This window comes from Paenibacillus sp. FSL H7-0756, from assembly GCF_038006765.1.
GTDB lineage: Bacteria > Bacillota > Bacilli > Paenibacillales > Paenibacillaceae > Paenibacillus_AQ.
Window position 1 is genome coordinate 202,020 of sequence record NZ_JBBOVT010000002.1, and the last position, 13,962, is coordinate 215,981.

Sequence of the window (13,962 nt, forward strand, 5' to 3'; positions counted from 1 at the left end):
CTCCGTAAGAGCAACCGGTACGCTGTCCTCCGGTTGCTTCCTTACTTTGGAATGGTTTAGAATGGATAATACTTCATAAACTTGTTATAGAGCATCAATCCACGCTGCAAAGGAGTTTTGGACTTGACTAATAATGGATTTCAACATGGGCATGCCGCAGGCATGCGTATACATGTTCTGCCGACCAAGGCGTTCAAGACGTTCGCCATCTCACTGTATGCAGGCCTTCCGCTTGAAGAGAGTACAGTAACCTCTACCGCACTGGTTCCGTTTGTGCTCCGGCGGGGGACAGCGTCCTACCCGGAGACTACCCAATTCCGTGAGCGTCTGGAGGAGCTGTACGGTGCAGGCTTTGGCTTCGATATTTACAAACGCGGGGATTACCAGATTGTCCAGTTCCGGATGGATACGATCAATGATTCCTTTGTGCAGAGCAAGGAGAGCCTGCTTGGAGAATCCTTTGCTTTTCTGGGAGAGGTGTTGACCCGTCCCCTGCTTGAGAATGGAAGCTTCCGGGCTTCTTATGTAGCTACTGAACGCGAGACCATCCGCAAGAAGCTGGAATCCATTGTGAATGACAAAATCCGTTATGCGGCAGAACGCTGCATTGAGGAAATGTGCCGCAACGAGCCTTACCGTCTTCATCCCCTTGGCCAGCGGGCCGATCTGGATGCTATTACGCCTGAGACGCTGTACCAGAGCTATACCTCCTGGCTGAATGGCGCAACACTTGATCTGTATGTAGTGGGCGATACCACACCTGAGGAAGTCGAGAAGCTGGTGACCGCTCATTTCGGCCGGGCACATCACTCCGAAGCTGGAGGCTATACCTCAGATTTCACCCCGGTAACGGTTACAGAAGTACGGACGGTGGAAGAGAAGCTGGATGTGAATCAAGGCAAGCTGATTATGGGGCTGCGGACTTCGATTACCTACAAGGATGACCGGTATGCTTCCGCGCTGATGTACAACGGTATCCTTGGCGGATACCCGCATTCCAAGCTGTTCGTCAACGTGCGTGAGAAGGAAAGTCTGGCATATTACGCCTCCTCCCGTTATGACGGGCATAAGGGCATCGGGACGATTCAATCGGGGATTGAGACCCAGAATTACGGCAAAGCCGTTGATATTATCCGCAAGCAGCTGGATGAGCTGAAGGCGGGCAATATCACTGACCTGGAGCTTAGCCAGACCAAGGCGATGATTCGCAACCTGCTGTCCGAGATTCAGGATTCGGCATTTGAGATGATCTCCTTTGATTTCAACCGCCAGTTATCAGGCAAAGACCGTTCTGCCCAAGAACTGATGGACCAGGTTGACGGCATGGGGGCGGCTGAAGTGAAGGCAGCGGCGGAGACTTTTGAGCTGGATACGATTTATTTCCTGACAGGGAAGGAGGAATAGGGATGGAAAAGCTCCATTACGAACGGCTTCAAGAAACACTTTATCATGAGGTTATGGATAACGGTCTTCAGGTGTATGTGCTGCCGAAGCCGGCTTTTCTCAAAACCTACGCCACCTTTGCCACGAAATATGGATCAGTAGACAATCACTTCAAGGTGGCGGGCGGCGAGGAGACTACCGTGCCGGACGGCATTGCACACTTCCTGGAGCATAAAATGTTCGAGGAGCCGGAAGGAGACATATTTGCTACCTTTGCATCCAATGGTGCATCTGCGAATGCCTTCACCAGCTTCGACCAGACGGTCTATCTTTTCTCGGCCACAGAGAATATTGAGCAGAATCTCAGCACCCTGGTTGATTTTGTGCAGCGTCCGTATTTCACAGATGAGAATGTGGAGAAGGAAAAGGGGATTATTGGGCAGGAAATTAACATGTATGCCGACAATCCCGACTGGCGCGTCTATTTTGGGCTTATTGAAGCGATGTATGCTACCCACCCGGTTCACATTGATATTGCCGGAACTATTGAATCCATCTCAACCATTACTAAGGAAACGCTGTACACCTGCTACAATTCCTTCTATCATCCGAGCAACATGCTGCTGTTCGTTGTCGGCGGGGTGGACCCACAGCAGGTATTTGAACTGATCCGCAACAATCAGCAGGGCAAGAGCTATGAGAAGCAGGGTGAAATTACACGTATCTTCGCGGAGGAGCCTGAGCAGGTAGCCTCGAAGCATGTGGAGAGCAGACTTGCTGTCTCCATTCCCAAAATGATGTTCGGCTTCAAGGAAAAGGTGGATGGTCTCAGCGGTGAAGCGGCTGTACGCCGTGACCTGACCACGAAGCTGATGCTGGACCTGCTGTTTGGCAGCAGTACAGCATTGTATCAGAAGCTCTACGACGAGGAACTGATCTCGGACAGCTTCGGCCATGAATTTAACAGCTCCTCGGAGTATGCATTCTCGGCAATCGGCGGCGATACCAAAGATCCGGGGCTGCTGCTTGAACGGATTAAGGAAGAAGTTGGACGTATTCTGGAGACGGGCTTCGCGGAGAAGGATTTCGAACGGGCCCGCAAAAAGAAAATCGGCGGCTTCCTGCGGATGCTGAATTCGCCGGAGAGCATTGCCCATGAGTTCACCCGTTACCAGTTCCGTGGAGGAGATCTGTTTGAAGTGCTTCCCCTGTATGAATCGATCACTCTGGATGAAGTGAATGACCGGCTACATGCCCATGTGAATTGGGAGCAGCTGGCCGTGTCGCTGGTGGTGAGTCCTTAATGATGTTACCGGGAGAGGACAGCAAACCGATTGGTGAAATGACAGTGCTCATTACCGGGGGCAGCGGGGGAATCGGCGGCGCGATCGCTGAGCGTTTTGCTTCGGTGGGAATGAACATTGTGATTCATTATATGAATTCGCATGAAGCGGCCAATGATGTGGCCCGGCGCTGTCTGGCGCTGGGGGCGAAGGTAATGACCGTAGCGGCGGACATGAAAGACCGCAGTCAGCTCGTACGCATGGCCGAAAGACTGGAGAGCAGCGGCATGATGCCGGATATCCTGGTCAATAATGCCGGAAAAGCACATTATGGCATGTTAGCCGATCTGACCGAGGAGGAATGGGACGATATCATGGCGGTAAATCTGAAGGGCACCTTTATGTGCAGCCAGATTTTCATGCCTTATATGGTCACGCAGCGTTACGGCCGGATTATTAATGTGTCCTCTGTGTGGGGGATCTCAGGCGCATCCTGTGAAGTGGCGTATTCGGCCAGCAAGGGCGGAGTGAATGCTTTTACCAAGGCGCTTGCCAAGGAGCTGGCCCCCTCGAAGGTCACTGTGAACGCAGTAGCGCCAGGAGCGGTGCACACGGCCATGCTGTCCAATCTGCAGGCGGATGAGCTGAAGATGCTGGAGGAGGAGATCCCTGCGGGGAGACTGGCTACCCCTGAAGATATATCCTCGCTTGTCTATTTTCTGGCGCTGCCTGAATCCGGCTATATTACGGGGCAGGTCATCAGTCCGAACGGCGGCTGGATTACTTAATATCCGGTATAATACCAGGAACCATGAGTTGCTCTGGAGAAATGCTCCAGCATAAGAATTTCCGGCTTGAGACATATTATAACTGTTGCTTCTAAATCTCAATATCATTACAAACCTGAGGAGGATTTAAGATGTCAACAGATTCCGTAGTGAAGAACTTTGATACCTGGAAAAGCTTTTTGGGCGACCGGGTCATTCAGGCCGAAAAAATGGGGATGAGCGACGAGACCATCACCAAGCTGGCGTTCGAAATCGGGGAATTCCTCGACAAGAAGGTCGATCCGGGCAACTATTCCAACCGGGCCATCAAAGAGCTGTGGGATGTCGGAACGGATGATGAGAAGCATACCATTGCCGGACTCATGGTCAAACTGGCGAAGAAAAACGCATAGGTACGCGGAAGAAGCTCCCCTTGAGGGAGCTTTTCTGCAATTATTACAATCGTGTCCTTGCCTTTCAATTTTTTTTTCTATATCATTAACATGACCCGTGTGTCTGAAACAACATGCAGGGAAAAGGAATCTATGAGGTGCGCACAAGTGGAATATAAACAATGGTATATGGAGTATAAGATACATAAGAACAGACCCGGTCTGTTAGGCGACATTGCTTCTATGCTGGGTATGCTGGAAGTCAATATTCTGACGATTAACGGTGTGGAAGGCAAGACACGCGGTATGCTGCTGGAAACCAGCGACGATGAGAAGATTATGCTGATGGGCGAGATGCTCAAGAAAGTTGATAATATAACGGTTACGGCGCTCCGTACACCGCGGCTTGTCGACCGGCTGGCCGTCCGGCATGGACGGTATATTGACCGTGACTCGGATGACCGCAAGACCTTCCGGTTCACCCGGGATGAGCTTGGACTGCTGGTCGATTTCCTCGGTGAGGTGTTTAAAAAAGAAGGCAATCAGGTAATAGGACTACGTGGCATGCCGCGGGTAGGCAAGACGGAATCGATCATTGCCGGCAGCGTCTGTGCGATGAAGCGCTGGACGTTTGTCTCCTCTACGCTGCTGCGCCAGACCGTCCGCAGCCAGCTCGCCGAAGACGAGATGAATCCGCATAATGTATTTATCATTGACGGGATCGTCAGCACCATCCGCTCGAACGAGAAGCATTACAACCTGCTGCAGAATGTCATGGGTATGGCAAGCACCAAGGTGATTGAGCATCCTGATATTTTTGTGCGGGAGTCCGAATTCACCTTCGATGACTTCGATATTATTATTGAGCTGCGCAATTCACCGAACGAAGAGATATTGTACGAGTCGTTTACGACAAGCTACAGTGAAGATCTTTAATATATTTCATTCAGAGCATTGCTCACACAACATTCAGGAGGTGATGGTATGTCGGAACTGGGCCGGCATTTGAAGGAGGCTCGTCTGCAAAAGGGGATGAGTCTTGATGATGTCCAGGAAGTAACAAAGATCCGTAAAAAATATTTGGAAGCCATCGAAGCAGGGGATTATAAAGTGCTTCCGGGCAGTTTTTATGTCCGGGCCTTTATTAAAACCTATGCCGAGGCAGTTGGGGTTAACCCGGATGAGCTGATGGAGGAGCATGGCAATGTGCCTGCCGCTCCCGTCGATACCACCATGGAAACCGTGATTCAGAAGCGGAGCCGCAAGCCTGAAACGGAGCGTAATGCCAAGTGGCTGCCGACTTTGCTGATGTGGACCTTCCCGGTGCTGATCCTGGTGGTCATCTACCTGTATGCCTCTTCCACGATGAGTAATGATGCAGGGCCGAAGAAAGCAGATAACGCAAGCCTGACTGACGCAACGCAAGATCCGGCCAAGGTGAAGCCCTCACCTACGGCCGCTGGCGGGGGAGCAGTGCCTTCAGCGACAGCGGGAACGGCAGCTACGCCTGAGGCAGGAGCCACGGCTACTACTGCGCCTTCTGCAACTCCAGAGCCGTCTCCATCGGCTTCTCCGGGGGCTGTCACTGTTACTCAGGACCGTAAATCGGGCAAGACGACCATTTACAAGGTCTCTGCACCTGCCGGAACCCCGGTTCAGGTACAGATTGCCGCTACCGGAGTCAGCTGGCTTGAAGTGTACAAGGGCGAGAACTCCAAGGGGGAGAAGCTCAGCTTCGGGAACACCAAGGCCGGCGAGAATCTGAGCTTTACGCTGGACAGCGGCGGAATGTATATCAAATCGGGATATTCACCGGCTACGGCAATTTCGGTCAACGGACAGGCTATCACCGACGGCAAAACCTCCTCACGTCTGCTGCTTGAACTGGACAGCGGGACGGGCGGCGCTACTGGCGGGAGTACTACAGGAGAATAGTAGACCCGATGTATAGTCTTTGGCGGAATGGAGAACCTAGAAGTGTTTAACAGTTCTCTCGCCAAAGTGAGGTGTATTCTCTCATGACCGTCAGCTGGATTGTAACAGGGCTTGGTATTATCGTCAGTCTCCTGGGGTATTATTTGACACCGGGCGCCTGGGGATATGGTATTCTGGGCTTTGGACTGGCACATGTTCTGCTGGGGATTCTGGATATGTTCCGGGCTCCTGCACGCAGCAGATAATAATTAGATGTGAGCGTCTCCCGGACGGGTTCCGGGAGGCGTGTTTTTAGGTGCAAATATAAGAATTTATATGTTCACGCTATAAATTATCCTTCTATTTCTCGCTGAAACGGTACCGTCCTTACAAAGGACGGAATGCCGTTTCCACTTGACTCTTTTCCAGTATTAGACTTAAGAGCCCCTATCTCATATAATAGGAACAGACTAATTGTAACTAAAGGATGTGGAACCATGAGTTCAGAAAGTTCGTTTGATATCGTATCCAAGATGGATATGCAGGAGCTGACCAATGCGGTTCATCAGACCGAGAAGGAAATCGATAACCGGTTTGATTTCAAGAACAGCAAGAGCAGCCTGAAGCTGGAGAAGGATGCGCTTGTCATCGCCTCAGAGGATGAATACAAGCTGAATGCAGTGATTGATATCCTCCAGACCAAGATGGTGAAGCGGGGAATCACGCTAAAGAATATGGATTTCGGCAAAGTGGAGCCGGCTTCATTAGGCACGGTGCGCCAGCGGCTGGGACTGCGGCAAGGGATAGACCAGGAGAACGCGAAGAAGATCAATATTTTGATCCGCGATTCCAAGCTGAAGGTTAAGAGCACGATTCAGGGTGATCAGATCCGTGTGACCGGTAAAAGCCGCGACGACCTCCAGCAGATTATCCAGCTTTTACGCAAGGCTGATTTGCCGCTTGATTTGCAGTTTAACAATTTAAAGTAAGATCATGTGCCCCGCAGTGTATACTTACCTTACTTGCGGGGTGCTTCATGTTTTTTTGACACTTATTTATGGCTATAATATACTAGCTAAGCAGTTTTGAAGAAATTGCTGGAATACTGGATTCGTATGGACTAGGGGAGGAACCTTCAGTGAATTTACCCAACCGTATCACATTAGCGCGTATTTGCCTTATCCCAATCATGATGTTTTTTCTGCTGGTGGACTTCAGCTTCTATCCGGAACCGATACATTGGGGCTCCTTTCAGCTTTCAATTAATCATTTGGTCGCGGCGGTTATTTTTCTGCTGGCAGCCAGTACCGATGGAATTGACGGTTACATAGCCAGAAAATATAACATGGTCACCAATCTGGGCAAGCTACTCGATCCGCTAGCGGATAAGCTGCTGGTCTCGGCCGTGCTGATTTCATTGGTCGAGCTGGGAAGATGCGATTCCTGGATTGCCATTGTCATCATCAGCCGTGAGTTTGCCGTGACCGGACTGCGCCAGGTGGCATTGCTGGAAGGGAAGGTAGTAGCTGCAAGCAAATGGGGCAAGGTAAAAACAGTGATTCAGATTGTTGCCATTTCCCTGCTGCTGCTTAACAACTTCCCGTTCCAGTTCGTCAGCATCCCTGTGGATGATATTGCCATCTGGGCGGCAGCCATCATTACCATTTACTCGGGTATTGATTATTTTGTGAAGAATAAGGAACTGCTGGATTTGAACAAAGCCTGAGACGCTGGAACAGGCTGAACCTTGCAGGATACCTACAATCAGGAGGAGAACGTCAGCTATGAAAGCAGAGATTATTGCCGTTGGAACAGAACTTTTACTTGGACAAATCGTGAACAGCAATGCCCAGTTTCTTTCAGTAGAGCTGGCTGCATTAGGCATTGACGTTTATTTTCAGACCGTTGTGGGAGATAACAAAAGCCGCCTGCTGGAAGCGATCCGGATTGCTCAGAGCCGGGCGGATGTTATATTGTTCACCGGCGGCATCGGTCCGACCGAGGATGATCTGACCAAGGATGCGCTGGCTGCGGCGCTTGGCCGGACCCTGCACATCGACCAGCTGGCCATGGATCATGTGCAGCGCTTCTTCGATGACCGCAAGATTGTAATGACTGAGAATAACCGCAAGCAGGCGCTTGTCATTGAAGGGACGACTCCTCTGTCCAATGATACCGGCCTTGCGGTAGGGATTGCTTTTGCAGAAGAGGACAAATATTATATCGTACTGCCGGGCCCGCCCCGGGAGATGAAGCCGATGTTCACGGATAAGGCCAAGCCATGGCTTCAGCAGCATGCACTTACGAGTGAAATGCCCCTCTACTCGAAGATGCTGAAGTTCGCCGGGATTGGCGAGTCGCTGCTGGAGGACAAGCTGATTGATCTGATCCGCAGCCAGAGCGATCCTACGATTGCCCCGTATGCCAAGGAAGGCGAAGTGACCGTGCGCATCTCTACCAAGGCTCCGTCCGAGCGGGAAGCTATGGTCAAGCTCGATGCTCTGGAGAAGACGATAGCGGATATTCTGCCGGAGAACCTGTATGCCAACATTGATGTGCCGCTGGAGCAGCTGATTGTGGACTGGATGGCGGATGCGGGACTCACTCTGAGTGCTGCCGAGAGCTGTACGGGCGGGCTGCTGATGGAGAGCATTACGAATATCCCGGGCAGCGCCTCCATGTTTGCCGGGGGCATCGTCTGTTATTCCAATGATATTAAGAAAAAACTGCTGAATGTGCCCGCTGCTATGCTTGAAGGCCCGGATGCCCCGGGAGCGGTGAGCCGCGAGGTTGCCGAGGTGCTGGCTGAGCAGGTGCGTATGATCGGCGACACGGACTTCGGCTTATCGGTTACCGGTGTAGCCGGACCGGGATATTCGGAGCGCAAGCCTGTGGGTCTTGTGTTCGTAGGACTGGCTGAGCGGGGCTGCAAGACAGAGGTATATGAGCTGAATCTGAAGGGTACCCGTGACAACATCCGCCTGCGCACCGTCAAGGCGCTGCTGTACCGCCTGTGGCGGAGGCTGGAAGAACGCAAGGTGGCGACTCCGCTGGAAGGCTCGGCCTTGCAATAACGCTTCAGGGCGGTATATAATTTATACATGCGGAAGAACCGTGGCTTGAGCAATCATGCTGCGGTTTTTTGTTTTATATCAGGTATAACAAATTATCCTATGATTGTTCCTGTTAACGTAAGAAGCGGAAGAGAAGCTGCCTGCTAAGTCCTTGCATCCGGAAGGAGGTTAGTCTCTTACAATTAAAGGGAGTATTATCCCTGGGAGCAAAAAAAACGAATGTATGTTCTAAAAAAGACTTGGCAAGACCTTCAAAACACGTTATGATAATACTATAAACAGTGAAGGAAGTGGTCTGATTGTCAGATCGTCGTGCAGCGCTTGATATGGCGCTTCGTCAGATAGAGAAACAATTCGGTAAAGGTTCGGTAATGAAACTGGGAGAATCCACTCACATGAAAGTGGAAGTTGTACCTAGCGGATCTTTGGCACTTGATATTGCACTAGGTATTGGCGGACTTCCCAAAGGACGTATTATTGAAGTATATGGACCGGAATCTTCCGGTAAGACAACGGTTGCACTTCATGCGATTGCTGAAGTACAGAAGCAGGGCGGACAAGCTGCCTTCATCGATGCCGAGCATGCACTTGATCCTAAGTATGCTAAGGCGCTTGGCGTTAACATTGATGAACTGCTGCTGTCCCAGCCTGATACAGGTGAACAGGCCCTGGAAATCGCTGAAGCGCTTGTACGCAGTGGAGCAGTAGACATCATCGTAGTTGACTCTGTAGCTGCATTGGTACCGAAGGCGGAAATTGAAGGCGATATGGGTGATTCCCACGTAGGCTTGCAGGCCCGTCTGATGTCTCAGGCATTGCGGAAGCTGTCAGGCGCCATCAACAAATCCAACACCATTGCGATCTTCATTAACCAGCTTCGTGAGAAGATCGGCGTAATGTTCGGTAACCCTGAGACCACTCCGGGTGGACGCGCTCTGAAGTTCTACTCCTCTGTCCGTCTGGATGTGCGCCGGGTAGAGAGCATCAAGATGGGTAACGATGTTGTGGGTAACCGCACGAAGATCAAGGTTGTGAAGAACAAGGTAGCGCCTCCGTTCAAGCAAGCGGATGTAGATATCATGTACGGCGAAGGAATCTCCAGAGAGGGAAGCCTTGTGGATATCGGTACAGAGATGGATATCGTTAACAAGAGCGGTGCCTGGTATTCCTATGAAGGCGAACGTCTGGGTCAAGGACGTGAGAATTCCAAGCAGTTCCTGAAGGAACATCAGGATATTGCTCTGCTGATCGAGAATAAGATCCGTGAGGCAAGTAATCTCACGACTCTGGTAGAGGCACCATCCGAAGCGGCTGTGGCTGCAGAGCAAGAGGAAGAAGAGAAGCTGTTGCTTGAGATTGAGTAATTAAGTACTCTACCCCTCTACTTCTAATTGAATAATGAAGTCAAGATGGATAGGCGCCCTGTGAAGATATAACAGGGTGCCTTTTCGCAAATATTTCAGCTTAAGTAGGTGATTGGCAGGATGGTTATACAATTGGATGAGGAATTCGAGGAACAGGATGAGCAGCAGGTGCTGGCGGATTTCCCGGCAGATCAAGAGCTGGTAATTACAAAGGTAGAGCGGCTTAAGAAGTCTAATTATCGTTATCTAATCCATTTCGGAGACTACAACATGACTGTTCATGAAGATGTCATGATTAAATACCGGATGATTACCGGGAGTGCTTTTGTAAAAGCGGATCTGGAGGATATCGTTGCCGCAGATGAGCGTCAGCGGGCGTATGTGGAGGGGCTTAGGTATCTGGAGCGCAAGCCCAGAACCGCACAGGAGATGGCCCGCCGTTTAAGGGAGAAGGAAATAGGGGAGACTGTTATTGCCGAAGTTCTGCTCCGCCTGCAGGAGGAACGTCTGCTTGATGATCCCTTGTACGCCAAGCAGTGGGCGGAGCAGCGGATTGTGAATCAGCGTAAGGGCAAGATGTGGATCCGGCAGGAGCTGCGGGAGAAAGGGATTGATAAGTCGCTGATTGCGGAAGCGCTGGATGAGATCACACCCGAGCAGGAGCTGGAGAGCGCGCTGCAGACCGGACGGAAGAAATGGAATACGATCCGGGGAGATGTGAACGACAAACGCCGGAAGACAGGGGCGTTCCTGATGCGCCGGGGATTCTCAGGAGAAATGGTGCGCCAGGTGATCGGGATTCTGCGGGATGAGCAGGATTCTGGGGGGGAAGAAGAGGAGTTTTACTTCCTGGATTGATTCTCTTGACTTTATTACGGTTATCGACTCTCTTGACAAGGTCTTTTTATAAATAATAAAATATAACATGAATCGGCATAAACTAAGAATCCTTTTTCCTTCCCAAAAAGCAGACTCTTATGTTCCGGTTCGCGTACAACTCATATGAAATGTAATCGCCGGATAAGGCGGGCAATGTCCATGTGCAGCATGTGCAGTATGGCAATCGGTGTATTACCGGTTTTTTGTATGGTGATGAACGGATAGTTTAACAACTGCACAAATACCCAAGGGAAGATCCTTGGAGGATATCAACGAGGAGGTGAACAGATGGAAACATTGATCTGGGTCATTGTCGTTCTCGTTGTAGCTGCAGCATTCTTTGGATTCGGTTATTTTATTCGTAAATCCCTTGCAGAAGCTAAGATTTCCAGCGCAGAGAAAGAAGCCGTAGTCATCGTGGAGAACGCGAAGAAAGAGGCGGAGGCGCTGAAGAAGGAAACGGTACTTGAGGCTAAGGACGAAGTTCATAGAATCCGTACCGAAGCTGAGAAAGAAACTCGTGAACGTCGGAATGAAATCCAACGGCAAGAGCGACGTTTGCTGCAAAAGGAAGAATCGCTGGATAAAAAAATGGAATCGCTTGAACGAAAAGAAGAACAAGTAGCTAACAAAGAGAAACGAATTGATGAAACCCAACAGCAAATTGATGTTATTTACAAGAATCAGGTTACTGAACTGGAACGTATCTCCAATCTGAGCATCGATGATGCCAGAAGTATCATTCTCAGCAATGTAGAACAGGAAGTTCGCCATGAAACTGCTCAGATGATCAAGGAAATCGAACAGCAAGCTAAGGAAGAAGCGGACAAGAAAGCCCGTGAGATTATCACCTTGGCGATTCAACGCTGTGCGGCTGATCATGTGGCGGAAACTACGGTATCTGTCGTTACCTTGCCGAATGAAGAGATGAAGGGCCGGATTATCGGTCGTGAAGGCCGCAATATCCGTGCGCTGGAGACTCTGACCGGGATTGATCTTATTATTGATGATACGCCGGAAGCCGTTATTCTGTCAGGATTTGATCCGATCCGCCGCGAAGTGGCCCGTACGGCACTGGAGAAGCTGGTGGCAGACGGACGTATCCATCCTGCACGTATTGAAGAAATGGTGGAGAAATCCCGCAAAGAAGTGGATGAACGGATTCGCGAATACGGTGAACAAGCTACCTTCGAGGTTGGCGTTCATGGTCTGCACCCGGATCTGATCAAAATTCTGGGCCGCCTGAAATTCCGCACGAGCTACGGTCAAAACGTACTGAAGCACTCCATGGAGGTTGCTTATTTGACTGGACTTATGGCCGGTGAGCTTGGGGAAGACATCGTGCTTGCAAAACGTGCCGGACTGCTGCATGATATCGGCAAGGCGCTTGATCATGAAGTGGAAGGCTCGCATGTTGAAATCGGCGTCGAACTGGCGAAGAAGTACAAGGAACATCCGGTGGTTATCAACAGTATCGCGTCCCACCATGGAGATTGCGAGGCTACCTCGGTTATTGCTATGCTGGTTGGTGCTGCTGATGCTTTGTCAGCTGCCCGTCCAGGTGCACGCCGTGAGACCCTGGAAACGTACATCAAACGTCTGGAAAAGCTGGAGGAGATCTCGGAGTCCTTCGAGGGTGTCGAGAAATCCTATGCCATTCAGGCGGGCCGTGAGGTTCGCGTAATGGTACAGCCTGAGAAGATTGATGATGCCGAAAGCTTCCGTCTGGCCCGCGATATTACGAAGATGATTGAGAGTGAGCTGGATTATCCGGGTCATATCAAGGTTACGGTAATCCGCGAGACACGCGCTGTAGAATATGCGAAATAAATAAGGAAATCGGCCCCCTTGCGGGGCCTTTTTTCATGCAGCACGCCGTGGAGTTTGGAATGAAGCAGAATAGGTGAAATTATACTTAAGCAGCGATTTATGGTTGGCAGAGCATACACAAACCAAAAATTTAGGAGGAGAAGATTATTAAAGTTTTATTTATCGGAGACATTGTAGGCAATACAGGCAGAAAAGCGCTGCGTGAAATGCTGCCTTCCCTGAAAAGCAAATATCAGCCGCATATCATCATTGCCAATGGTGAGAATGCCGCTGCCGGCAGAGGGATCACCGCTGCTATCGCTAACGAATTCTTTAACTGGGGTATCCATGGGATTACGATGGGCAACCACACCTGGGACAACAAGGATATCTTCGAGTTCATCGACGACGAGCCGCGGATCATCCGTCCGGCTAACTTTCCGCCGGGGACACCGGGCCGTGGATATACCGTTGTTAAGGGGAACGGCAAGCAGCTGGCGATTGTGAATCTGCAGGGCCGTACCTTCCTTCCGGCGATCGATGACCCGTTCCGGGTAGGCGAGGAGATTGTGGAGGAACTGCGCAGAGAGCATAAGTGCATTCTGGTGGATTTCCATGCGGAAGCAACCTCCGAGAAAATAGCGATGGGCTATTTTATGGATGGAATGGCTTCGATTGTAGTCGGCACACATACTCATGTGCAGAGTAATGATGATGTGATTCTGCCTGGAGGTACAGCGTATCTTACAGATGCGGGTATGGTTGGTTCAAGAGAAGGGATTTTGGGTATGGAAAAGGATGCGATCATCTATAAATTTACAACTCAGCTTCCCTCCCGGTTTGTAGTCGACGAAGGCAAATGGCAGCTGCATGGTCTATTCGCAGAACTTGATGAAGCTACAGGCAGAGCGACACGACTGGAGAAGATCCGGCTGCGTGAGGATGAATGGGTGATGAGCTAAGGACGGCAATGCCGTTTCTACTTGCAAATAGGTAATTCGGTAATACTCATTTTGTTTTGGGTGAAGTGTGATATTTATTATATCGAAAAAGAGTATCTTTTGAACTATTTTCTCCGGAGAGGTCCGCAAAAAGAA

Annotated in this window: 14 protein-coding genes; all 14 read left to right on the forward strand. The window is 50.4% G+C overall.

The genetic code is table 11. The features are described from left to right. The first annotated feature begins 123 nt into the window (after positions 1–123). The 14 genes from yfmF to NST04_RS17665 all read left to right on the forward strand — a co-directional run bounded on the left by yfmF (position 124) and on the right by NST04_RS17665 (position 13,827). Complete coding sequence (yfmF, locus tag NST04_RS17600) at positions 124–1,404, forward strand: EF-P 5-aminopentanol modification-associated protein YfmF (RefSeq protein ID WP_445667925.1); 1,281 nt, start codon at positions 124–126, stop codon at positions 1,402–1,404. Positions 1,405–1,406: 2 nt separating this feature from the next. After that, the gene (yfmH, locus tag NST04_RS17605) at positions 1,407–2,687 is read left to right on the forward strand and encodes an EF-P 5-aminopentanol modification-associated protein YfmH (RefSeq protein ID WP_341185407.1); all 1,281 of its coding nucleotides are present in this window, start codon (positions 1,407–1,409) and stop codon (positions 2,685–2,687) included. Beyond that, positions 2,687–3,454, forward strand: a complete 768-nt coding sequence (gene ymfI / locus NST04_RS17610) for an elongation factor P 5-aminopentanone reductase (RefSeq protein WP_036724753.1) — start codon at positions 2,687–2,689, stop codon at positions 3,452–3,454. Before yfmH ends, ymfI begins: the two co-directional genes overlap by 1 nt. Before the next feature lie 131 nt (positions 3,455–3,585). Further along, positions 3,586–3,846: a DUF3243 domain-containing protein gene (locus NST04_RS17615; RefSeq protein WP_036692667.1), complete on the forward strand. Its 261-nt coding sequence runs from the start codon at positions 3,586–3,588 to the stop codon at positions 3,844–3,846. A 147-nt stretch (positions 3,847–3,993) separates the two neighbouring features. Continuing rightward, positions 3,994–4,761, forward strand: coding sequence for a DUF3388 domain-containing protein (locus NST04_RS17620; protein ID WP_341185408.1), 768 nt, complete (start codon positions 3,994–3,996; stop codon positions 4,759–4,761). Positions 4,762–4,809: 48 nt separating this feature from the next. Continuing rightward, on the forward strand, positions 4,810–5,760 hold the full coding sequence (locus tag NST04_RS17625) for a RodZ domain-containing protein (protein ID WP_341185409.1): 951 nt from the start codon (positions 4,810–4,812) through the stop codon (positions 5,758–5,760). A gap of 83 nt (positions 5,761–5,843) precedes the next feature. Beyond that, positions 5,844–6,005, forward strand: coding sequence for a hypothetical protein (locus NST04_RS17630; protein WP_179090467.1), 162 nt, complete (start codon positions 5,844–5,846; stop codon positions 6,003–6,005). 231 nt (positions 6,006–6,236) lie between these two features. Continuing rightward, a complete protein-coding gene (locus NST04_RS17635; RefSeq protein WP_036724757.1) occupies positions 6,237–6,728 on the forward strand; it encodes a YajQ family cyclic di-GMP-binding protein in 492 nt (163 codons plus the stop codon). A gap of 149 nt (positions 6,729–6,877) precedes the next feature. Beyond that, the gene (gene pgsA, locus NST04_RS17640; protein ID WP_340753219.1) at positions 6,878–7,465 is read left to right on the forward strand and encodes a CDP-diacylglycerol--glycerol-3-phosphate 3-phosphatidyltransferase; all 588 of its coding nucleotides are present in this window, start codon (positions 6,878–6,880) and stop codon (positions 7,463–7,465) included. Between the two features lie 58 nt (positions 7,466–7,523). Further along, entirely contained in the window at positions 7,524–8,813 is a 1,290-nt protein-coding gene (locus NST04_RS17645; protein ID WP_341185410.1) for a competence/damage-inducible protein A, read from the forward strand. Positions 8,814–9,112: 299 nt separating this feature from the next. Beyond that, positions 9,113–10,177, forward strand: a complete 1,065-nt coding sequence (recA, locus tag NST04_RS17650) for a recombinase RecA (RefSeq protein WP_341185411.1) — start codon at positions 9,113–9,115, stop codon at positions 10,175–10,177. A 120-nt stretch (positions 10,178–10,297) separates the two neighbouring features. Beyond that, on the forward strand, positions 10,298–11,035 hold the full coding sequence (locus tag NST04_RS17655) for a regulatory protein RecX (protein WP_341185412.1): 738 nt from the start codon (positions 10,298–10,300) through the stop codon (positions 11,033–11,035). A 309-nt stretch (positions 11,036–11,344) separates the two neighbouring features. Further along, complete coding sequence (rny, locus tag NST04_RS17660) at positions 11,345–12,886, forward strand: ribonuclease Y (RefSeq protein WP_209879583.1); 1,542 nt, start codon at positions 11,345–11,347, stop codon at positions 12,884–12,886. 146 nt (positions 12,887–13,032) lie between these two features. Continuing rightward, positions 13,033–13,827, forward strand: coding sequence for a TIGR00282 family metallophosphoesterase (locus NST04_RS17665; RefSeq protein ID WP_036724768.1), 795 nt, complete (start codon positions 13,033–13,035; stop codon positions 13,825–13,827). Positions 13,828–13,962 lie beyond the last annotated feature (135 nt).